The organism is Niastella sp. sgz303648 (assembly GCF_059587045.1).
This window is the reverse complement of the sequence record NZ_JCAPSW010000001.1, coordinates 365261-389142: the sequence shown is the minus strand read 5'-3', so window position 1 is coordinate 389142 and position 23882 is coordinate 365261. Positions and strand designations below refer to the sequence as shown.

The following is a 23882-nucleotide window of genomic DNA, read 5'->3' as shown; positions in this document are numbered from 1 at the left end:
AATGAAAACAAGGTTATGCAGAATGATGTGCTGTATAATGCTGGTGCTGCTATCGTCGGTGATAGCGCCCGCACAGGCACAGTTTAAAGTAATAGGATACCTGCCCACCTGGGCCGGTTCGGTGAGTGACATACAGTTCAGCAAATTAACGCATGTAAACTATGCGTTTTTGATACCAACTTCCACAGGCGGGTATCAGGGAATTGAAAATCCATCTAAACTGCAAAGTCTGGTGGCTGCTGCACACGCCAATGGCGTAAAAGTGCTGGTATCAGTTGGCGGCGGCGGCGGTGGCGATGGCTTTCATAGCATAGTGGCCAATGCAACCTATCGTACTAATTTTGCAAACAACATGCTTGCTTTTGCAAACCAGTATAACCTCGATGGTATTGATATCGACTGGGAATATCCGAGCGATGGAACTGAGGCCAATAACTTTTTAGTGATGATGCAACAGTTGTCGACCACCATGCATAATAATGGAAAGCTGTGCACCGTTGCAGTTATCGGCGATTATGGCACCCACATTGTAACAGGTATTTTTGATGTAGTAGATTACCTGATGATTATGGCTTATGACGATAACGACTACGAGCATTCTACCTACAACCTCGCCGTACAGTGTATGAATTACTGGTTGGGCAGGGGCGTGCCGGCTGCAAAAGCTATACTGGGTGTTCCTTTTTATGGACGCCCTACCTGGGAAACATATGCGCAATTGCTGGCCAAAGGAGCCGATCCTTATTCCGATACCTATAATGGCGTAGGCTATAATGGTATTACCACTATTAAAAGCAAAACCAACCTGGCCTTTGACCGGGGCGGTGGTATTATGATGTGGGAGCTTTCAGGCGATGTAAGCGGTCAGTACTCTCTGGTATCGGCCATACATGATGTGGTTGTAACCCACGGTGGCGGAAATGTAATAACAACAGCTCCCATCGGAAAAACCGTATCGTTGCTGGGCGTGAATAGTCAGTATGTAAGCTCAACAGGCAATGGTAGTGCCGTATGGTGCAATGCCGCTGCTGTACAAAGCGCAAACCAGTTCTTAATTGTTGATGCCGGTAATGGTAAAATAGCTTTACGTAACCAGGGCAAATATGTTAGCAGTGGAAATGGCACTGCTGCCATGACCTGTAACCGCGATACCATCGGCGCTACAGAAAAATTTGACTGGGTATCCAATAGCAATGGCTCTATTTCATTAAAAGGCAGCAACGGATTGTATGTAAGTTCTGAGAACGGTGCACAGGCTATGACCTGCAACCGCACTGCTATCAATACCTGGGAACAGTTTACGTTGGGTGTTGTACAGGTAGCGCCGGTGAACCAAACCATCTGGCTGAAGGGCAATAATGCATTGTTTGTAAGTTCCGAGAACGGAGAGCAGTCCATGAATTGCAACCGCACTACTGCCCAGGCATGGGAACAGTTTTTGGTGGCCGATGCCGGCAATGGTAAAGTAACGCTGAAGAGTATGAGTAAATATGTGTCGAGCGAAAATGGTGCACAGGCTATGACCTGCACCCGCACTGCTGCACAGGGCTGGGAACAGTTCGATTGGCTGGTGAATGCAGATAGCACTATTTCGTTGCGTGGTAACAATGGTTTGTATGTAAGTTCCGAAAATGGTGAACAGGCTATGAACTGTAACCGCACCAGCATACAGGGATGGGAAAAATTCAAATACGGAATTGTTTCTGCAACTATTACGCGGATTGCTGCATCACAGGCGGCTTCATCGCTTGCTGCAGCTACTCAGCCCGGTGTTGTTTATCCTAATCCGGTGCGCCGTGGTTCGTTGCTGACTGTTGCCATAAAAGACTACAATGCAGCAGCACCTGTTCAGATTACAGTGGTTGATATCGCCGGCAAAACAATTGCTCAGTACAATGGCAATAAGCCAACAATAGCAATAGCCGCTGTTAACACTACAGGTGTATTTATGTTAAAAGTTAAAAACGGAAATAATGCATACGTTGAAAAGATAATTGTGCAATAAAATCTGTCCCGTCAGGGACCAGAATGTTGGTAGGAAGATGTTGAGCAAGGGGGACGTCCAGCATTTGGTACCTAACGGTACTATTATTGTCACCATATACTATGCACGAGGCTTCCCGGTACACCGGGAGGCCTCTTTTTTTGTTATGCAAAAGCTTATATTGGGTCACAGAGGCTCTGAATGGGGGTAGTTCAATGATGCGGTGCAAAAGGCGACTGATTTAGCGTTTAGCCTTTGGCATTGCACGTACTGCGTTTTGAGTTGTGCTAACGTTTGCCCAAATAAATTTCGGGTTCTGTCATTTTGTGATTGTCAATAATGTTAATTTGACATTATATTATTTTTCTCTCATTCAATTTACCCAATAGCCTTTTTGCTGTTCATACCCGAAGTACTGCTTCGGTAAATGATCAATGCAATAAGGCAAAACCAGATTGTTATGCCACTTAATAAAACTTTATTGAGCTATTTATTATACAGCCGGCATTTGTATGGTTGTATACTTATTTATGCATCGCTGAAGCACTGAGCAAGTCATTAATACACATGATGGTAGCAGTGAATAACAGCCTGTTATAAGCAGTAGCAGGTTGTTAAAGGGACTGCTTTTTTAAAAAATAATCGCCTAATCGATTAGGCTAAATCGCCAAACGCAGAACGCCAAACGCCAAACGCAGAATGCAAAACGCAGAACACCAAAACGCTTAAAGCAAAATACCAAATGCAGAACGTGCATTCAGCGTTAAGCGTTGAGCGTTAAGCATTCAGCGTTCGGCATTAATTAAAAATATATACAATGAAACACGTTTACAACGAATTGCCTGCTTATGATACGAAGTATAAAAGCCGGTTTGCATACATGCTGATAAGTATACTGGTTTTTGTTGTCGCAGGTTTGCAACAGGCAACTGCACAGGATTTTGTTCATCCGGGTTTGTTGCACAAACAGTTTGATTTCGATCGCATGCAAACAAAAGTAGCTGCAGGCGCCCAGCCATGGAAAGCAGGCTGGGATGTGCTGGTAGCCAATTCGCGTTCATCACTTTCAACAACATATGCCAATCCTGCTCCTTCCATAATTTACCGGGGTTTCGACGGTACGCATACTGAAAATTATGCAACACTGTTCCGGGATATTGCATCGGCTTATCAAACTGCCTTACGGTGGAAGGTATCGGGCGATACCGCTTATGCCAATCGCTCTGTTGCCATTATGAACTCATGGTCTGCCTCGTTAACACAGCTCAGCGGTACATCCGACAAGTTTCTCGCTTCCGGTATTTACGGATATCAGTTTGCGAATGCTGCTGAAATTATGCGCAGCTATCCCGGATGGGCAGTTGCAGATTTTGCCCGGTTTCAGAATATGATGCTGACCGTGTTTTATTCAATGAACCACGATTTTCTGGTGAATCACAACGGCGCCTGCATCAGCAATTACTGGGCAAACTGGGACCTGTGTAATATGGCTTCGATGCTGGGCATCGGTGTTTTATGCGATCGCAGGGATATATATAACGAAGCGATTGATTATTTTAAAAATGGAGCGGGTATGGGTTCTATTAATAATGTGGTGCCTTATCTGTACGATAGTTTAGGGCAGTGGCAGGAAAGCGGCCGCGACCAGGGACATACAACACTGGGGGTAGCACTGGCCGGCTCATTTGTCGAAATGGCCTGGAACCAGGGCGACGATCTGTATGGTTATGATAACAATCGCCTGTTAAAAGGTTTTGAATACATCGCCAAATACAATCTGGGTTACGAAGTTCCTTATACTACTTACCAGAATTGCATAGGTATTGTGCAAACTATTATTTCCGACGATGGACGGGGTGCTATTCGTCCGGTTTGGGAAATGGTGTATAATCATTATGTAAACCGCAAAGGATTAAACGCACCTTATACCACTTTGTTTGCACAACGTGTAAGGCCCGAAGGTGGCGGCGGTAATTATGGTCCGAATAGCGGCGGTTACGATCAGTTGGGATTTGGTACGCTCACCTTTTCGCTCGATGAAGCGTTGAAACAGAATAATCAAACCATTACATTTCCTGCTGTTGCCAATAAAAACATCGGCGATGCCGATTTTAATCCGGGTGCTGTGGTAAGCTCAGGATTGCCGGTTGTGTATTCGGTAGCAGATCCTGCCATTGTTTCGGTAAATGCCAATGGCACGCTTCATGTATTGAAACCCGGCACTACTATCATCTATGCGCAACAAATGGGTAACGGGCAATACAATGCAGCGCCCATTGCGCAACAAGCTGTTACTGTGAACCAGATCCCCGGCACTAAAGATGGTGTATGGAGTAACACTGCAGGAACAGTTACTACTGCGTTGTCGTTTGTAAATGGCAGCGCCAATGTAAAATGGAACGGGCAGTCATTTGTTGCCGGTGAACATGTTAAATTAACCGGAACTGTAGCCGGAGGTTTTACTGCCAATACTGTTTATACGGTAGCAGCCGTTAACAACGATAGTTCGTTTCAGCTGAGCCTTACACCGGGCGGTACTGTTATAAAAGCAACCAGTACTATCACCAATGGTACAGCGCAACGGTTTCAAAAATGGGGTACTGCTTCTAACTGGACAAATTCAATTTTACCCGGAGGCTTAAATGCTACAGCCGATTTTGGCGGTATTTCATACAGCAATATTCCGGGTGTAACCTTGAACGATACCGTTACAATAGGCACCTTACGATATGCATCTAACGGAACAGCCGAACTGGTGCTGGGCAGCGGTATTAACAACGGTTCGCTCAAATTTCAAAGTTACTCGGGCATGCCGCATATCATTATGTACAACACGGGTAGCCGTAAACTGTTTATGGGATATGCAGTAAACAATACCCGCGTACCGCTGAAGATAAGAGGAACGCAGGGGCTGGCTGTTAATACGCCGGTATATGGCGGTGGTAATCCGGCCGGTTTGCGCATACAGGCAGCTATGGATTGGAGCGGTTTGAGCGGCGGTCTTGTACTTGAACAAGGTACCATTGAATTGCACAATACACTGAATAGTTTAACGGCTTCCGATAATGTACTATTGCCATTGCAACGGTTGAATATGGGAACGCAAAACACAGCGGTTATGTATTTCGCCGGTGTAAGCTATGCCAGCAAACAAACCATTGGTGCATTGAATGGTACCGATGCGGCCTTCATTTTTTCAAAAACGAATATTACCAATGGTATTCCTGTACTGGTAGTAGGTGCCGATAACGGCGATGGTGATTTTGAAGGCACCATTGGCATGGGACCGGTTTTGTCGAACACCGTTGATATGGGAAGAATTAATATTGAAAAAACGGGAACCGGTTCACAGATACTCGGCGGCAGTATAAAGAACAGTTCATTGGGAAATAATGCGGTTACGCTGAATGCAGGAAAATTAATTCTGAACGGCGCCAATGAATATGCGGGAAATACTACGGTTAATGCAGGTACGCTTGAAGTGAATGGAAGCGGTCCCAGCCCCGTTATTGTTAATGCAGGTTTACTAAAAGGTACAGGTAGCATCTCAGGAACTGTAACTGTTGGTACAGGTTCGGGTATTGGAGCAACACTGGCACCCGGAAATTCAATCGGCACTTTCACTACTACAGCTGCACTTATTTTAAACGCCGATGCAACTTATGAAGTTGAATACAACAGCAGCACCGGTTCTTTGGATAAGATCGTAAGCAATGGCATAACAATTTCCAATGCCACGCTTAACCTGGTTGAAACCGGTAATGCGGTTACACAGCCTGCAGGTTCCGTATTCACAATTATCGATAACACAGGCAGCTCGCCGGTGTCGGGGAACTTCAACAATCTTCCCGAAGGCGCCATTATTGATAACGGCGTTAACCTGTTTAAAATAAGTTACCAGGGTGGAACGGGTAATGATGTTGTGTTAACCGTTATAAAACTTGATCAAGCCATAACTTTCGATACGTTACAAAGCAAAGCAGTGGATAGTCCCGATTTTGATCCTGCTGCGGTAGCTTCTTCGGGTTTGCCTGTAACCTATACCAGTTCAGATACCAATGTGGTAACTATTGTTGATGGCAAGGTTCATGTTGTTGGCGCCGGCTCAACAAATATTACCGCAACGCAGGTTGGTAATTATAAATACAATGCAGCAAACCCCGTATCGCAAACGCTTGTTGTTTTCAAATTAGATCAAACCATAACTTTAGATACACTGCAAAGCGTAGGTGTGGTGAGCGCTGATTTTAATCCCGGGGCCGTGGCTTCTTCGGGCTTACCGGTAAGTTATACCAGCTCAAATGCCAGTGTGGCTACCATTGTTGATGGCAAAGTACATCCTGCAGGTGTTGGAACTACCGTTATTACCGCAACGCAGGATGGCAATTATAAATACAATGCAGCCGGTGCTGTATCGCAAACACTGGTTGTATTTGATAATGTAGCGCCTGCGGCGCCGCAGGCATTGACCTCGTCCAAAACTGCCGATGGCAAAGTGTTGTTGTTGTGGCAGGCTTCAACCGATAATGTAGGTGTAACAGGGTACTTCGTGTTTTGTAATGGCGTTCAGTTGAATGCCGATCCCGTTGCAGCAACATCTTATATTACCAGCGCTCCTTCGGGCAATACCTATAATGTGTACACGGTAATTGCAACCGATGCCGCAGGCAATTTATCAGAAGAAAGTCCGATTGAAATATTCTCCAACAGCAATAGTGTTGGTGGTTCTTCAGGTGTTATGGATGTGGTGAAAATATTTCCCAACCCTAACAGCGGCAACTTTAAAGTACGTGTAAATACAAAAGAAACCGGCAAAATTGTGATCACTGTTTATAATGCCGGTGGTTCTGCTGTGCAAACGATCGAAGACTCGAAGATGGGTGATGTATACCAGAAAGAAATAAAGCTGGGTTGCATGCAACAGGGAACCTACTACATAAAGATAATGGTCGGCAGCTTCAGTAGCATTAAAACGGTACTTGTACAATAATCAACAGACTACACTTTTTATTTACTTAACCATAAAAACTAACGATCATGCAAGCCATTTTTATTCCTTTGGGAAATTATTTGAAAAAACTAACCGCTGCGACATTGATGCTTTTAACAGTGATGTCGTATAAGGCACAGGCGCAGGCTTTTGTTCATCCGGGTCTGCTGCATAAGCAAACAGATTTCGATCGCATGAAAGCGCGGGTTAATGCCGGCAGGGAGCCCTGGGTTTCGGGCTACAACAAGCTTACTGCCAATTCGCATTCGTCATCAACATATACAGCTCGTCCGGTTGATTCGGTATTCAGGGGGGCCGATGGTGTTCATCCCGAGAATTATGCGCTGTTGTTTAATGATTGTGCGGCCGCTTACGCAACGGCGCTTCGCTGGAAGATATCAGGCGATAATGCCTATGCCAATAAATCGATCGAAATCATGAATGCATGGTCGGCCAAACTGAAATACATTGGCGGTACCTCCGACCGGTTTCTGGCAGCTGGTTTTTATGGATACCAGTTTGCAAATGCGGCAGAAATTATGCGCAGCTACAGTGGATGGGCGGCTGCTGATTTTGCCCGGTTTCAGAATATGATGATGACGGTGTTTTATCCAATGAATCACGATTTTCTGGTGAACCATAACGGCGCCTGCATCAGCCATTACTGGGCTAACTGGGACCAATGCAATTATATGTCGGTATTGGCCATTGGTGTGTTGTGCGATAATCGCACATTGTACAACGAAGCGATCGATTATTTCAAAAACGGCGCAGGCAACGGCGCCATTGGCAAAGCGGTGTATTATATTCATCCGGGCAACCTGGGTCAATGGCAGGAGAGTGGCCGCGATCAGGGACATGCCGTACTGGGTGTTGGTATGATGGGCATCTTTTGCGAAATGGCCTGGAATCAGGGCGATGACCTGTATGCGTATGACGATAGCCGTTTTTTAAAGGGAGCCGAATACGTGGCCATGTATAACCTCGGTAACGATGTTCCGTATGTAACCTATAACAACTGCGATAACGTAAATCAAACGGTTATCAGTGCAAACAGCAGAGGTAACATTCGTCCCATCTGGGAACTGATATACAATCATTATGTACGCCGTAAAGGACTGTCTGCTCCGTATTCAACACAATTTGCACAACAGGTGCGGCCTGAAGGTGGCGGAGGCGATTATGGTCCGAACAGCGGTGGTTATGATCAGCTGGGGTATGGTACTTTGGCATATACGCTCGATTCGGTGCCTGTTGCCGGCGGAACCTATCGCATCAATGCGCGTCACAGCGGCAAGTCGGTTACCGTAACCGGAGCCAGTACGGCTAATGGCGCTTTTATTGAACAGCGCACGTATAGCGGCGGCACTAACCAGCAATGGGTAGTAACGCATCTGGGAAATAGTCAGTATAGCATTACCGGTGTTGGAAGTGGTAAAGCACTGGATGTTTCAGGCGCATCAACTGCCGATGGAGCACGACTGATCATCTGGCCTTACAGCGGCGCCAATAACCAGCGTTATATTTTTACCGAAATAAGCAGCGGTTATTATCGCATTACACCTATTCATAGCGGTAAGTGTGTTGACGTAAGCGGCGCATCAACTGCCGACGGAGCTACTGTTTTTCAGTGGACTTATAATGGCACTAATAACCAGCAATGGCAGTTTACGTCTTTATCGGGCCGGATGGCAACATCGGCTGCAACAACTACCGAAGCGACAATTGCGCCAAATATGATTTACCCCAATCCGGTTGTAAACAGGCTTACAGTGCAATTAAATGAATTTAAACAGGGCGCTTCACTTTCGTTATTCGATGAAAGCGGTCGCCTGATAAGCACCCGCCAGGTAAAGGGCGCCCAGTATGTGCTGGATGTTAGCAGGCTGGTAAAAGGTATATACTTTATAAAGCTCACCAATGGAACAAAAACAAGTACGGTGAAGGTGGAGAAAAAATAATTTAGTTGCAACGGCCAAATCCCCGAGGGATGATAGGTCGGTAGAATAAATTGTAGGTTTTAACAACGTCCCGTAGGGACGAAACCCAACGTTTCGTCCCTACGGGACGTTCTACGCATATTTGTATTTGCTACCAACATATTGTCCCTGATAGTACATGCTGCATAATGATAATGCATTACATAAAAATCACCCACAATCCTTTCCCCGCTTTACTATTAATTTGTTAGTTTTACGTTTATTTCAAAGGGTATTTGGAAGCACACGTAATCCATACTGATGAAACTTTGCTTGCAATGATGGCGGAGGGTGATAAAAACGCTTTCACGTTGCTTTATCGCCGCTATTGGGAGCAATTGTTTGAAACCGCCGCCAAAGCCCTCCGTTCAAAAGATGATGCAGCCGATCTTGTACAGGACGTTTTTCTTTCCATCTGGAACCGCCGGTATGAATTAAATATTACCGGTTCACTGGCTGCCTACCTGCAAACCAGTGTTAAGTACAAGGCAATTAATTATATAGAAAAGAATATTACCCGCCGCGATTACCTCGCTTTGCTCACCGAAATGCTTGTGACCTGGCAGCCGCCCGATGCAGAATCGCAACTACAGATAAAAGAATTACAGCGCGTTATTCAAACGGCAGTTGATCAAATGCCGAATAAAATGCGCGAAGTATACCAGCTCAGCCGGCAACAGCACCTTAGCCATAAAGAAATTGCAGAACAGCTGGGTATTTCTGATGAAACAGTAAAAAAGCACATTCAGCATGCACTGCAGGTTATTAAAGCGGCTGTTGGTCAAAATGCGGTTTCCTTTGCTGCATTGTTGCTTCACTGGCTGAGTTAAAGCAGGTTATAATGATCTGAAAAAAGTTTTTCTTTTTTTACCCCCTCTTTCCTTTTCAGCTGACTAATATATATCGGATACCGAATCATTTTATAAACCACACATGGGCGTACAACAATTGACGGATATTTTAAAAAGATACAGCACAGGGGAGTGCTCTGTTGCTGAAAAACACCTCGTAGATGCGTGGTATGAAAAGCTGGTAAATACCGGCGAATTACAATGGAATGAAGAAGAAAAGGCATTGCTGCAGGCAACTATCGAAAACCGGTTGTTGCAAAGTATTTCACAGGATGAGGTGCCGGCAGAACCCGCTGGTCGTATTCGCTTTATAAATCGCAGCTACTGGTGGGCTGCCGCCGCAGTATTGATCGTGCTGGCAACAGGCGCTTATTTCTTTTTTAATAAAACTGAAAAACAGCCAGCCATTGTAAAAACCAAAACACCGGTACCCGGCGATGTGGCGCCCGGTGGCAATAAAGCGGTGCTTACCCTGGCAAATGGTTCTGCCATCGTTCTCGATAATGCAGCCAATGGAACCCTCGCGCAGGAAGGAAGTAGTGTGGTGAATAAAACAAAGGATGGGGAAGTGAAGTATCAATCGATTCCGCAAGGCGGGAGTCCCGCCAAAGGGCGGGAGCAATCTGCAATGGTGACCTACAACACGTTAAGTACACCTCGCGGGGGACAATACCAACTCGTATTGCCTGATGGAAGCAAAGTGTGGCTGAATGCCGCTTCTTCTATCCGTTTTCCCACGGTATTTACAAGTAATGAAAGAAGAATTGAAATAAGTGGCGAAGTATATTTCGAAGTGAACAAGGTGTTCGACGAGAGCGGGCATAAAAAAACTTTTGTTGTTGACCTTCTCCCCTCCACCGGAGGGGTTGGGGGAGGCCGTCGGGGAGGCCGTGTTGAAGTTTTGGGAACCCACTTTAATGTGAATGCCTATGACGATGAAGATGCCATCAAAACTACTTTGCTCGAAGGTTCGGTAAAAGTAACCAGGGATGCTGCTTCAGTAATTATTAAGCCCGGCGAGCAGGTATCAATATCCCAATCATCCCGGATATCTCACCCCATCCCAGTCCAGACAGATGAGGTAATGGCCTGGAAGAACGGACTATTTCATTTTGAAAGCGCAGATATAAAAACAGTGATGCGGCAATTGAGTCGCTGGTACGATGTTGACATTATTTATAAAGGAACAACGGTAAAAAACGATCCGTTGTTTGTTGAAATATCGCGGAATACCAATTTGTCTGATGTGCTGAAGGCGCTGGAATTATCCGGTAGCGCCCGCTTCAGCATTGAAGGAAAAAAGGTCATTGTATTGTAAAATTAAAAACGATTTGTATGCTTATGCCATTGAAAAAAATTCTTCATACACAACTTCTTTTACGTGAAACGTAAAATGTAAAACGGAAAAAAGAATGAACGGCTTCTGATCGTCGATTGCCGTTTGCCGTTTCACGGTTGCCGACAAAAAAAACCGGAAGTACAGCGAATACCTCCGGTTTGAATGTCAGGTTAAGCCAATGCAAGACTGTCTACATCCTTTTATTGTTTAACCCAAACAATCCCGACGCTGCCGCCGGGGTTCAAAACCAAATTTATGGATTTAACTGCTTGCCGCAACCTTTTATGCAGGAAAATAAAGGTTGGGCGAAAACAATTGCTTGTGATGAATTTCATGTCAATTTTCTTACTGGTTGCCTGTTTAAACGTTACCGCCGGCGTGTATTCCCAAAAGGTTACGCTGTCGGGCACCGACATGCCCCTGAAACAGGTTTTTAAAGAAATTAAAAAACAAACCGGGTATACGTTCGTATACCGCGAAGTATTGCTGCAGAAAGCCGGGAAGGTTACTGTAAACGTAAGCAATGCATCTATCGAAAAGGTGCTTGAAATTTGTTTTCAGCATCAGTCCCTTGGGTTTACCATCATCAACAACAATATTGTTGTGGTGAAGGAAAAAGAATTGCCACTTCCTCCCAAACCGGTTCAACAGGAAGCCGCCCCGCCATTAAAAATTACGGGTAAAGTGTATAGCGAATCAGGCGTGCCCCTGGCAGGCGCCAACATAAAGGAAAAAGGAAAGAATTATGGTACCTATACAAAAGAAGACGGATCATTTGAAATGGAAGTGGAAAGCGCCCGGTCTGTGCTTGTTATAACTTATGTGGGGTACGAAAGCACAGAAATGACTGTCGGTAATCAAACTGAAATTTCAGTAAAATTATCACAGGCGCCAATCTCCATGAACGATGTGGTTGTTATTGGTTACGGCACCGCAAAAAGAGCCACAGTGACCGGTGCTGTAGAGCAGGTAAGCAGCAAAACATTCGAAAGCCGTGCGGTTACTAATCCTGCTCTTGCGTTGCAGGGCCAAACACCAGGTCTGCTGGTAACACGCTCTTCTTCGCGACCCGGTAATGAAGCCATCAACTTTCAGATACGCGGCGCTACTTCAGTGAACGGCGGTTCTCCACTGGTTGTGATTGATGGAATCCCTGCTGCAACAGGCAATGCATTTTTTACCATGAACCCCGATGATATCGAAAGCGTGAGCATATTGAAAGATGGTATGGCTGCTATTTACGGAGCACGTGCCGCCAATGGAGTTATTCTTGTAACTACCAAACGCGGCAAAGGAAAAATGAAGATCGATTATAATTTCAATACCCGCTTCAATACCGTGGGCATTAAAACCCCATCACCTTCGATGCAGCAATATGCCACCATGTGGATAGAAGCGAATAAAGAAGAAGTGGTGCCCGACTACTGGGGATGGCAATCGCTTGAGAATCTGCAAAAGATGCAGCAGGGTATCGAAGGTATTTATTCAACGGGGAGCTACTGGGGCGATATATTTATTGGCCAGGCCAACCGCTATGATGAATTGTTTGCACCCCGCCTGTCGCAGCAACATACATTGAGCCTTTCAGGATCATCTGAAAAAACATCGTATCGTTTATCCGCCGGATATGCCGATAACCAGGGTAACCTCGCCACGGCTTACGATGGACAAAAACAATACAACCTTCGTTTAAACTACGATTACAAAATATCCGATAAAATAAAATTGCAATCGGGGGTTACTTATCAGAAAGATGTAACATCAGGCCCCTCGGGAGGATTAGGTTTTGATATGATTGCCGAAGACCCTCCCTTCTTCCCGGCAAAAAATCCATACGGACAATGGTATGCCAATTTTAATGTTGCCGGAAACAGAAACTCGGTGGCCAGCACTACCGACGGCGGAAGAGACATTAAAGCGAATGACCTGATAAGAGTTGATATGAAAGGTACCGTTGAGTTGTTGAAAGGTCTTGAACTGGAAGGTACCGGTTCGGTGCAGAGTAACCAATACAGATGGGATAATTATAATCTCACCATTCCAATGTACCAGTGGGATGGCACCCTGGCCCCTTCAACAATAAATCCAACTTCCAATATCAGGGCTGAATCGGATAATGTTTTTTACCAGAACTATACCGGTTTGGTGCGTTACACCAAAAACATCGGCGAGCATCATATAACCGCTATGGCCGGTGCGAATGCCGAAAAAAATGATTTTAAAGGATTATATGCCTATCGCACCAATATCGGCAGCAATGGCGTGTATGATCTGAACGCAGCGCCTACTACTTATGTTGAAGGTAGAGGCGGCCGCAACCACTCGGGATTTTATTCATACATCAGCAGAGTAAATTATTCCTATAAAGACAAATACCTGCTCGAAGTGCTCGGTCGCCGCGATGGTTCTTCGCGTTTTGCACCAGGTTATAAATGGTCAAATTTTTATAACGTATCTGCCGGCTGGGTAGTGACCAATGAAGAATTGTTCCGGCGCCTCAATGTAAATGTGATCGATAACCTGAAACTGCGGGCAAGCTATGGCGTTACCGGCAATCAGGCAGACCTCGGTTTATATGAATATGTTTCTGTCATCAATACCGGTAATGCTGTATTTGGCAGTACGGCGGCCAGCCAAGGTTCGGCCTCGATATATAACAGCGGATTGATCAGCAATACACGTACCTGGGAACGGGTGCATATGATGAACCTTGGTATTGATATGGCATTTCTGAAAAACCGGTTGACTGCTCAGTTTGATTATTATAAGAAAAGAAATAATGGCATGCTTATAACTGTGGCCTATCCTTCGGTATTGGGTGGCACAGCGCCCAAATCGAACAGCGGCGTGCTGGATGTTCATGGCTGGGAAGCCATTCTGGGATGGCGCGATAAAATAGGGGCCGTTAGTTATAATGTAAGTATTAATGTAAGCGATAGCCGTAACAACCTTGTATCGATGGAAGGCGCCACTACCTGGAACGCCGGTAAAGTAACTACTATAGTGGGGCATCCGTTGAACTCGTGGTTTATGTATGCAACCAATGGTTATTTTAAAGACCAGGCAGCAGTAGATGCCTATTATTCCAAATACACTTCTGCAGGTCAGGGTGAAGTGCCCTCACAATTCGATAATAAACTGAACCTGCGCCCCGGCGACACCCGTAAGCTCGACCTCGATGGCAATGGTTATATCAGCGCCATCGGCGACCCCACCAAAGGCGATAAAGGCGATGTGAAATATATGGGCGATGCCGCACCGCATTATATATTCGGATTGAACCTCGGCGCTTCATGGAAAGGTATTGACCTTACCGCTTTCTTCCAGGGCGTGGCCCAACAGTATATCGAGCGCGATGGAACACTGGCATATCCCTTCTGGGCTGTATGGACCAACTCAAATACCTCTTTCCTCGGCAAAACTTGGACAACCGATAATACCGGTGCAAAATATCCAAGACTTACGGTGAATAATGTACGCGCTCAATGGAATTACCTGCACAATGATTTCATGCTGCAGAACAACCGGTATGTGCGTTTGAAAACATTGATCGTAGGATATACATTGCCCAAATCATTGTCATCAAGGGCAAAGCTCGACAGAGTGCGTGTGTATTTCTCAGGCAACGATTTGTTTGAGTTTACTTCTATCAAAGATGGTTTTGATCCCGAGCAAAGCACCGTTTCTCAAAACAACGGTTATCCGTTTATGAGAAGCTGGTCGTTTGGTCTTAACCTTGGTTTGTAATTCAATTTGATCAGTTTAAAATTATTATATAGAATGAAAAAATTTTTGATTCCTGTTGTTATCGGTGCGGTAATGCTGTCGGCCGCTTCGTGCAGGAAAAATTACCTCGACCTGTTGCCGGAGGACCAGCTTACCGATGCAGCATATTTTACCACTCCCGACCAGTTCAAATTTGCTGTGAATGATTTCTATAATAAAATGATCAGCTGGCAGGCGATCAACAGCAGCAATGTGTACGATTTTATGGATTTCGGTTCCGACCTTTCATCGAACGTCACTGTAGGGAATACGATAAATTATGGCCGCGGATCGGTGAATGCACCCAATAAGGATATTTACTGGGACAATCCATATAATTATATCCGCAATATCAATATACTGCTGTCGAAAGCCAATAGCTATAAAGGCAACAAAGCCGATATAAAGGAATATGCGGCTGATGCTAAGTTTTTCAGGGCATGGCAGTATTTCTTTTTATTAAAGCGCTTTGGTGGTGTTCCTATTGTAACAACCGTACTTGATTTGAATTCGCCCGAACTAACATCTCCGCGGAACAGCCGCTACGAAGTGATTAACCAGATCAATGCCGATTTAACCGAAGCTATTGCCGATCTGCCAACAGAACAGGCCATTCCTTCGGCCGATAAAGGACATGTTAGCAAATGGGCGGGCGAAGCATTCAAAGCGCGTGTATTGTTATATGAAGCAACCTGGCGCAAATACACGCAAACCACTACCGATTTTAATGGCTCTGCCGGTCCGGCTACCGATCAGGTATCGGCGTTTTTAACAGAAGCCGCTACGCTGGCAAAAGATGTGATGGACAATGGCGGGTACAAATTATGGAATTATAACAGCACGCTGAACAACAGAAGCTATTACTACCTGTTCAGTATAGACGGCGCCAATTCAAATCCTGCCGGATTAGATAAAACCACCAACAACGAGTTTATCCTGAAAAGTATATATGATTACAATTTGCGCAAAGGCGGCATCAACCTCACCCATACCGTGCAGGGCTTTATGACACCAAGCCGAAAAATGATGGATATGTATTTATGTGCCGATGGATTGCCCGTTACCAAATCGCCTTTGTTCCAGGGATATACCGATGTAACGAAAGAATACCAGAACCGCGATTACCGCATGCTCAGCTATGTGCTGGGATATGGCGCCATACCGCCGGCCGGCTCAATAACCCTGAACGGTGGTATTGGTTATGGCAATCAGAAGTTCGCGGCGTACAATTATCCAACATACCGCAACGATCTTCAGGAATCGCAGGATTATCCGCAGATACGCCTGGCAGAAGTGTACCTGACTTATGCCGAAGCCCTGATGGAAAAGAACGGAAACATCAGCGATGCCGATCTGAATGCTTCGATTAATATAATAAGGGCAAGAGCCGGTGTAGCTTCGCTCACCAATGCGTTGGTTACTGCCAATGGGTTAAACATGCTGGATGAAATACGGCGCGAAAGAACACTGGAGTTATACGGAGAAAATACCCGTTTCGATGACCTGAAGCGTTGGGGTATTGCAGAACAGGAACTGAACCAGAATATATGCGGCATGGTAGTGGGCGATGCTTCTTATCCCACCGAGTTCAGGGATGCCGGCGGTAATGCAACCAGTAAATATATTCCTTCGAAATATGTAAATGGCGAAACTAACGTAGCTACCGGTAAAGGCAACCTGAAATGTGTTGTGATAGATGCATCTGTAAACCGCAATTTCAAAAGAATGCACTATTTATATCCTTTGCCATTGCAGCAAATTCAGCTAAACCCGAAATTGGTTCAGAACAACGGATATTAATTGTTGCCGGTTACCAGTTGCCGGTCACCGGTAACTGGTATCTTTTCATCAGCTAAACGAATTGTAATATGAAATCTTCTATAAAAAATATTTCTTTCATACTGTCATTGCTCTGTGTGGCAGCCATCTACAACAGCTGCACCAAAGGCCCCAATTTAAAAACATATACCTATCCGGCCCCATTGCCGCAGGCATTTAACCCCGGCAGCGGTTATCCCGGCACCGATATAACCATTACCGGCTCCAGCTTCGGTGATTATAAAAATGCCGTGAAAGTATTTTTTAATGGCGTAATGGCCGACACCATAAAGTCCTGCACCGACGGACAAATTGTTGTACGTGTGCCTGATAAAGCAGTTACCGGCAAAGTAACCTTACAGGTTTGGACAAATACGGTTGATTCCATCGGCATTTTTACCGTTATACCGCCGCCCTTAATTAAATCGGTCAGTGCCGATGCAGGTGCACCCGGTGATACGGTTATTATAAAAGGTACCGGTTTTGGTGTGAATATGTTGAATGTGAATGTAAGTTTTAATGGAACCAATGGCGCTGTTAATGCGCTGGCCGATACGCTGATCAAAGTAATAGTTCCGGCCGGGTTCAGCTCAGGTAATATTATTGTATATGTAAATAATTATCCGGTAACAGGTCCCGGTTTTGCCTACCTCGTTCCGGTACCCAATGCGGTTTACCAGCTGGATTTTGATGGCGACCTTACCGATAAAGTGGGTGGAACTGCAGCTACCTACATACAGGGCACCGGAGCAGCCATCAGCTATGTAACGGGTGTAAACGGAAAAGCGGTTTATCTTCCCGGTTATGCCAATACAACAGGCGGTATTAATCAAACCATATCGCTGCCCGCACAAATAAGCAAATACAGTGAGCTTACGGTTACCTGCTGGGTGAATTGGCTCGGGCAAAGAGACCAGGAGCCTGTTTTTGATTTCGGCGAAACCAGGGGAAACCGCCTTTGTTTGATAACCCGGATGCCAGGCTGGTGGAATGGAGCCGGTTCAAATCTGGTGGGCCGCCTGATCTTTGAGAATAAAACAGGGTTTACCGGCTATAATGAATACAATTTAATAACCTCCAAATCGCTGCCTTTAAGTTCATGGCATCATCTGGCAATGACCGTATCATTCGCTACAAACACTATGAGCATTTATCTCGACGCTACTTTGATTGGTACAAAAACATTGCCTGCTGCAGCAAACCTTACCCTCTTCAATCACAACAGGGAGTATATCGGTGCGCCTGCATACGGAGTGGCCAATGAACCGGCCTTTGGAGGAAGCATCGACAAGTTCCAGATATTTAATTCGGTATTATCTGCGAACCAGATATATACTATCTATTATAAGAAGTAACACAATCCAATCACAATATGAAACGAGTATTTATATTAACAGCGCTGTGCATAACTATCTTATCAACGATGTTCTGCTCAAAGAATAGTTCGGGGGGCGAATCACCGGAAGACAGCACTTCGGTTACTACGAGTATAAAATACATCGATACGTTGCCCGGTACCACGCCAATGGTGCATCCGGGTGGTTTGCAAATAGCCGAAGATTTTACCCGCATTAAAAACGCCATAAGCGCCAATACCGAACCGTGGGTTTCGGGGTGGAATAAACTGCTGGCCAATTCACATGCGCAGTTAACGTATGCGGCAAGTGCGACCGTAAAACTGATCAGGGGTGGTAATAGTCGCGAAGAACCCGAGCCCGACAATTACTCGCATGCATTCAATGATGTAGCTGCGGCCTACCAAACAGGATTGCGATGGAAGATATCGGGCGATACGGCCTATGCCGAAAAATCTATTCAGATACTGAATGCCTGGGCCGCTACGTGTACTACTTTAAGCGGCGACCCGAATATAGCTTTGGCTGCTGGTATATACGGTTTTCAGTTTGCTGTTGCCGGCGAACTGATGAGGGATTATAAAGGATGGAAAGCTGCCGACTTTCAAAAATATCAGCAATGGATGCTGAATGTCTTCTATTCTTATAATCATAGTTTTTTACTCAATCACCAAAATACTTGTCCTGATTTGTTTTGGTCGAACTGGGACCTGTGCAATATTGCTTCTGTAATGGCCATCGGCATATTAGCCGATAAACGTACGATTTATAACGAAGCGGTGAATTATTTTCAACATGGCAATGGGAACGGCAATATTCGCAAAGCGATCAATTATGTATTCAGGGACCAGGGGCTGGCGCAGCTACAGGAAAGCGGCCGCGATCAGGGCCATGCTACACTGGTGATATCTTTACTGGGCCCCATTTGTGAAATGGCATATCACCAGGGCAATGATTTTTATGGCTTTAACGACAATATGTTGCTGAAGGCTTCGGAATATACCGCCAAATACAATGTGGCGAATTTAACGGTGCCTTTTCAAACATACACCTATTATAATTGCAGCACTACCACCACGCTTACACAAATAAGCGCTGATGGCAGAGGTACCGTGCGCCCTATGTATGCCCTGATCTACAACCATTATGTAAAGCGCAAAGGTTTAACAGCGCCCTATACGCTTATGGGCGTTCAAACTACGCAACCCGAAGGCGGCGGCGGCGACTATGGCCCCAACAGCGGAGGATTTGATCAGTTGGGTTTTGGTACGCTGCTGTACACGAGATGATCTGTCAACAGGCAACAGGCAATAGGCAAAAGGCAAAAGATAGAACTTCCCTATTTAAAAGGCGAGCAAATTTTATTTTGTTCGCCTTTTTCGTTAATGTTAAAACTTACTCTACCGGAAAAATGGGGTAATGGGCCGTTAAAAATGAACTATCTTTACTTTCCAAATGTTAGTAATGTACAAAATGTAAGTGCTTACCAATGGAATCAACAACCAATCAAACGCTACAACAACTTTCGCCTATAGAATGTACTGCGCGCCTGAATGCGGTAGGAGATGCCCTGTATGCTATTGGCGGTAAATGGAAATTACGCATCATTGTTGCCCTTATGAACGGTCGTAAGCGTTTTAATGAGGTGCAGCGGCAGGTAGAAGGCATTTCAGCAAAAGTGCTTTCGTCTGAATTAAAAGACCTTGAGCTGAACGGTTTTATAATGAGAAACGTAATTCCCGGATCACCTGTTGCTGTTGAATATGAGTTGACCGAATACAGCATGACGCTTTATGACGTTTTAGCCGCTTTAGGTAACTGGGGCCTGATGCACCGCGAAAAGGTGAAGGCCGGCTTTAAAAAAGAAGTAGTTGCTGAATAGCAGAAGATTTAGAGATTTTGAGATTTAGTGATTTTTAGATTTATCGAATAGCAGAGTTTTCTGATTTCTTTTGCAGTTGAAACAAAAGAAATCTCAAAATCCGGAACCCCCGAAATCTAAAAATCAATTTATGATATTCAATGTTAAATTTGTGCCAACGTTAGCACAAATAAATTTCAGCGAATGAACCTTAACATATTAAAAAAGATTTTAGTTTTGCATCCGAAACGAAAATTTTGTGTTCGCTACGGCTATATGATTCATTTCTGATAACTTACTTATAGCCTCACCAAAAGGACCTGAGCCATCTGCTAATACGGATGGCTCAGCTATTTAATGAAGGCACAGGGAACAAGTCACAAGGCACAAGTCGTTCAACATTGAACAGGTTACCTGTAATCAAATAGACCGAATCTCAAGACTTGTGCCTTGTACCCTGGATCCTGTACCTTATGATTTATACTTCTTCCTGAACTCAACCGGCGATACACCCGCCAGTTTGGTGAACAACCGTACAAAATAAGCAGGATCGTCGTACCCCAGGTTATACCCGATTTCCTTTACGTTTAAAGCGGTATGCGCCAGCAGTCTTTTGGCTTCGAGCATTATTCTTTCCTTAATCAAATCATTTGGGGCGGTATGGGCATGTTGTGTTATGCGCTTATGTAGCATTTTAGGCGAAACAGATAACATATTGGCATAACCCGCAACCGTATGTTCGGTTTTATAATGCAATTCAACCAGTCTGCTGAATTGCCGCATAAATTCAACATCGGGCCGCGCTTCGGATGAAGCAACGGCATGCCCGGTTTTCCATATGCGGGTAGCTTTAATAATTAGTTCCTTCAATAAAATGCGCAGCATTTCTTCCATCGACGATTCATCATTATTTACTTCCTGTACTATTTCATCAATAATACTCTGCACCCGCCCCGATTGCTCTTTCGACAAATACACGACCGGTATTTCATAAACATTATTGTACAGTATGCCGTCGCACGACACTTCGCGGTCGTGAATTTCAACGCAATAAAAATCGCGGTTATAATAGAGCAGGGCGCCGGTGCCGGCATTCTTTTCTGTATCCAGCTGATACCACTGATTTACATTGATAAAGAAAAGAGCATCTTCCTTTAATTTATAAGTATTAAAATCAATGGTAACACAACTTCCTTTTTTTAAAAAGAGTATTTTGATATAGGGATGGTAAACTGTTTCATTCACTTGTGCCGAAGCGGCAGGGTCGAATGGCAGAATGCCGAATTTCTTATAGGTGAATTGCCTGAACAGGGTCATTACGGGTGATTTTCAACAGCAAATGTCGTGAATTTATAAGTCCTGAGCGTAGTCGAAGGATGCGCCTTTGTGCGGTTATTATTTGGCGACTGCTTTCGATGGATTAACAACCTTTGCCAATACAAAATAATCAATAACGCTGTCGCGCGTATGTTGATTCAGGAACTTACCCGTAAGCTGACTTATATGAAAATGCGGGAAGTGCTGAAGGGTTTCAATGGCATAACCTGCCTGTTGCAGGGAGTCGGCCTTCACCTTTGGTGTATATACAATTATATCGCTTTTTAAAGAATCAAGATCGGCCCTATTGATTTTGCTAATAGGATTACGCGAGTAGAATTGAAACGCATATTCCGACGAAAAACCATTAAATAAGTATACCGGGCGGCTGTATGATTGCTTTTTCATAAATGCAGCTGCTGCATTGCCCGACTGATAGTTAAACAAATCAGGATAAAATACCAGGTTCAAAAAAAGGGTTACTGCCATTATTCCTGCAAATGATCTTGCTATTGCATGTTGCAACGTGCGGGTAGGAAAAAGCCAATAAATCAATACCGCCGCCAGTACCAGCATAATAATTACCGGAACAACAGGCTTAATGCCAAAAATTATGGCGAGGGCAATGCATGCTATAAAGAACAGTGCATATAAAACATGCTGGCTGTATAGTATTGTTTTGGTGATCAGGTTATTGCTGAGTTGTATTAAATAGGCGGCAACAATTATTGAAAAGAAAGGGAATAAAATATTCAGGTAGTGAGGTAGCTGAAAAGATGATAAGGAAAAGATCACAAAACCGGTAAATGCAATGCCTTCACAAATATAGCTGCCTGATTGTTGAATAGCCGATTTGAAGTTTTTGATCTTCGAAGCGATCATAATAAATAATATAAGCGACCAGGGTAAAAATGCCCATAACAAGGTGTGCACATAAAATAACCTGTCACCGGTACCTTTAATGGGGCCCGTATTAAAAAAGCGGCCGAACTGGCTATCCCAGAAAAAGAAACGAACGCCCGATACATGGTTGCGGCCAAATACTATTTTTTCAGGATGCATATCGAACTGTAAATACAAACTGATCAGCTCGGGCATGGTGAACAACAGCACCAGTAGTACACTCAGCCACCAGCGGTAATTCAGCAACTCGTTCCATTTCTTTTTTAACATCCATTCAATGCCAAAACCTGCAAACACCATTACGGCAATAAAAATGCCTTTTGTCATTACAGCCAGTGCCAGGAAAAAAGAGCCTGCAACAAAATTTTTGAGTTTGTTGTTGCGATATGCCAAAAAATAATAATAAGCGGCTGCAATCATTAACCCGGTTAAATAAGGTTCGGCCCGAACATCGTTGTTGGAAATAATAAGATGCTCAGCCGCTAAATAAATAAGAACCGCTACCTGTGCTGTTTGTTTGTTGTATAATTTTTTCGCCAATGTAAAGGTATAATAGGCACCGGCCAGCCAGAATAATAAGGCAGGAAATTTATAGGCGAAGGAGTTGATGCCGAAAATTGTAAAACTAAGCGCGGTGATCCAGAACGGAAAGTGCGGTTTATCGAGCCAGTCGCTGCCTTCAACCATCAGGTTTATGTAATCGCCTGTAATGGCAATTTGTTTTGCTATCATGGCATACAACGCACCATCGGGCTCCAGTATGGGAAGCAATAAACCGCTGGCATTAACCACAATGCCAATAACTGTTAACCATACAAACCATTTATCAAACCAGTGTGTCCATTGAGGAGAAGCAGTTGAATTGTTTAGCGGGGTCAATGCGTTCATTCGTATAATTATTGCCTTTAAACAGATATGCCATGCCTTAAAGACGTGACATACCTTTCAAAATTACGGCAAACTTAAAGAAGGGTTTTTCAAATATTTTTTATGGTCGCGTTTAACCCAGACTTCAAATAATTTAAAAAGTCCAAGTCCGGTAGCGATGCCCGGCAGGGCGCCGGCTACTATATCAAATGGAAAATGTTTGCCTATATATACCTGTGCCATACATATAAAAAATGCCCAGGGCCAAACCCACAACCATCTTTGCTTTGTTAAATAATAAATGGCGAAAAACCAAAAGGTAGCCAGGCCAAAATGGTTGGCAGCATGGGATGAGGGGAATGAATATTTTCCACCACAGCCGATTATACCCCGAACTACACCTGCGGTATCTTCGTCGTAACAGGGGCGCAGGCGTTCGAAGTATAATTTAAAAATACCTGAGCTGGTATAATCTGTAATGGCAAAGCACAAAAAGGTTAGGCAAATAAATTTTAATCCGGTAGTTCTGTCAATTCGCAACGCCCATATGAGCATGAATACATACAGGGGAATCCATGTGTACGGATTTCGTAACAATAGCATAAACCCATCGAGCCAGCGGGCACACAAATGTTGTTGAATAAAAGTAAAAGCAATTTTATCAACATGATCTAACCATTCGATAAACGACATGCTTTGTATTTTTCATAAAAATATCCCCCATGTGATGTCATTTTTACCGGCGCATTAATTGAATATGATCATAATATGATGTAACTATTATTGTTATGCCTGTTCCTTATTTCCTGTACCTTGCGCCACGTATATTGTGTTTTGTTCTTTTGTCATTTAT

13 protein-coding genes are annotated in these 23882 nt (G+C 44.4%); 10 read left to right on the top strand and 3 right to left on the bottom strand.

Features of this window, described 5'->3' with window-relative positions:
* Position 1: 1 nt before the first annotated feature.
* The 10 genes from AC59IL_RS01395 to AC59IL_RS01350 all read left to right on the top strand — a co-directional run bounded on the left by AC59IL_RS01395 (position 2) and on the right by AC59IL_RS01350 (position 19963).
* A complete protein-coding gene (locus tag AC59IL_RS01395) occupies positions 2-2005 on the top strand; it encodes a glycosyl hydrolase family 18 protein (protein ID WP_496550276.1) in 2004 nt (667 codons plus the stop codon).
* Positions 2006-2801: 796 nt separating this feature from the next.
* Positions 2802-6974, top strand: coding sequence for an alginate lyase family protein (locus tag AC59IL_RS01390; protein WP_496550275.1), 4173 nt, complete (start codon positions 2802-2804; stop codon positions 6972-6974).
* Positions 6975-7021: 47 nt separating this feature from the next.
* A complete protein-coding gene (locus AC59IL_RS01385) occupies positions 7022-8935 on the top strand; it encodes an RICIN domain-containing protein (RefSeq protein ID WP_496550274.1) in 1914 nt (637 codons plus the stop codon).
* Between the two features lie 296 nt (positions 8936-9231).
* Complete coding sequence (locus AC59IL_RS01380) at positions 9232-9783, top strand: RNA polymerase sigma-70 factor (protein WP_496550273.1); 552 nt, start codon at positions 9232-9234, stop codon at positions 9781-9783.
* Between the two features lie 103 nt (positions 9784-9886).
* A complete protein-coding gene (locus tag AC59IL_RS01375; protein ID WP_496550272.1) occupies positions 9887-11122 on the top strand; it encodes a FecR family protein in 1236 nt (411 codons plus the stop codon).
* Positions 11123-11467: 345 nt separating this feature from the next.
* Positions 11468-14890: a TonB-dependent receptor gene (locus tag AC59IL_RS01370; protein WP_496550271.1), complete on the top strand. Its 3423-nt coding sequence runs from the start codon at positions 11468-11470 to the stop codon at positions 14888-14890.
* Positions 14891-14923: 33 nt separating this feature from the next.
* Complete coding sequence (locus tag AC59IL_RS01365) at positions 14924-16708, top strand: RagB/SusD family nutrient uptake outer membrane protein (protein WP_496550270.1); 1785 nt, start codon at positions 14924-14926, stop codon at positions 16706-16708.
* 68 nt (positions 16709-16776) lie between these two features.
* Complete coding sequence (locus tag AC59IL_RS01360; protein WP_496550269.1) at positions 16777-18081, top strand: LamG-like jellyroll fold domain-containing protein; 1305 nt, start codon at positions 16777-16779, stop codon at positions 18079-18081.
* 17 nt (positions 18082-18098) lie between these two features.
* Positions 18099-19370, top strand: coding sequence for an alginate lyase family protein (locus AC59IL_RS01355; RefSeq protein ID WP_496550268.1), 1272 nt, complete (start codon positions 18099-18101; stop codon positions 19368-19370).
* A gap of 200 nt (positions 19371-19570) precedes the next feature.
* The gene (locus AC59IL_RS01350) at positions 19571-19963 is read left to right on the top strand and encodes a winged helix-turn-helix transcriptional regulator (RefSeq protein ID WP_496550267.1); all 393 of its coding nucleotides are present in this window, start codon (positions 19571-19573) and stop codon (positions 19961-19963) included.
* Positions 19964-20413: 450 nt separating this feature from the next.
* Here the strand turns inward: AC59IL_RS01350 and AC59IL_RS01345 are convergent, their stop codons facing one another.
* From AC59IL_RS01345 to AC59IL_RS01335, 3 genes are all read right to left on the bottom strand, one after another.
* Positions 20414-21259, bottom strand: coding sequence for an AraC family transcriptional regulator (locus AC59IL_RS01345; RefSeq protein WP_496550266.1), 846 nt, complete (start codon positions 21257-21259; stop codon positions 20414-20416).
* Between the two features lie 78 nt (positions 21260-21337).
* Complete coding sequence (locus AC59IL_RS01340) at positions 21338-23050, bottom strand: ArnT family glycosyltransferase (protein ID WP_496550265.1); 1713 nt, start codon at positions 23048-23050, stop codon at positions 21338-21340.
* Positions 23051-23113: 63 nt separating this feature from the next.
* Positions 23114-23722 carry a phosphatase PAP2 family protein gene (locus AC59IL_RS01335; RefSeq protein ID WP_496550264.1) on the bottom strand — a complete coding sequence of 203 codons (609 nt, stop codon included), beginning with the start codon at positions 23720-23722 and terminating at the stop codon, positions 23114-23116.
* Positions 23723-23882: the final 160 nt, after the last annotated feature.

What these genes read in the sequence shown, in the direction of transcription:
- AC59IL_RS01385 (WP_496550274.1), top strand. Translation starts at nt 7,022, where the DNA reads ATGCAAGCCATTTTTATTCCTTTGGGAAATTATTTGAAAAAACTAACC.
- AC59IL_RS01350 (WP_496550267.1), top strand. Translation starts at nt 19,571, where the DNA reads ATGGAATCAACAACCAATCAAACGCTACAACAACTTTCGCCTATAGAA.
- AC59IL_RS01345 (WP_496550266.1), bottom strand. Translation starts at nt 21,259, where the DNA reads ATGACCCTGTTCAGGCAATTCACCTATAAGAAATTCGGCATTCTGCCA.
- AC59IL_RS01355 (WP_496550268.1), top strand. Translation starts at nt 18,099, where the DNA reads ATGAAACGAGTATTTATATTAACAGCGCTGTGCATAACTATCTTATCA.
- AC59IL_RS01375 (WP_496550272.1), top strand. Translation starts at nt 9,887, where the DNA reads ATGGGCGTACAACAATTGACGGATATTTTAAAAAGATACAGCACAGGG.
- AC59IL_RS01365 (WP_496550270.1), top strand. Translation starts at nt 14,924, where the DNA reads ATGAAAAAATTTTTGATTCCTGTTGTTATCGGTGCGGTAATGCTGTCG.
- AC59IL_RS01380 (WP_496550273.1), top strand. Translation starts at nt 9,232, where the DNA reads ATGATGGCGGAGGGTGATAAAAACGCTTTCACGTTGCTTTATCGCCGC.
- AC59IL_RS01395 (WP_496550276.1), top strand. Translation starts at nt 2, where the DNA reads ATGAAAACAAGGTTATGCAGAATGATGTGCTGTATAATGCTGGTGCTG.
- AC59IL_RS01390 (WP_496550275.1), top strand. Translation starts at nt 2,802, where the DNA reads ATGAAACACGTTTACAACGAATTGCCTGCTTATGATACGAAGTATAAA.
- AC59IL_RS01340 (WP_496550265.1), bottom strand. Translation starts at nt 23,050, where the DNA reads ATGAACGCATTGACCCCGCTAAACAATTCAACTGCTTCTCCTCAATGG.
- AC59IL_RS01360 (WP_496550269.1), top strand. Translation starts at nt 16,777, where the DNA reads ATGAAATCTTCTATAAAAAATATTTCTTTCATACTGTCATTGCTCTGT.
- AC59IL_RS01370 (WP_496550271.1), top strand. Translation starts at nt 11,468, where the DNA reads ATGAATTTCATGTCAATTTTCTTACTGGTTGCCTGTTTAAACGTTACC.
- AC59IL_RS01335 (WP_496550264.1), bottom strand. Translation starts at nt 23,722, where the DNA reads ATGTCGTTTATCGAATGGTTAGATCATGTTGATAAAATTGCTTTTACT.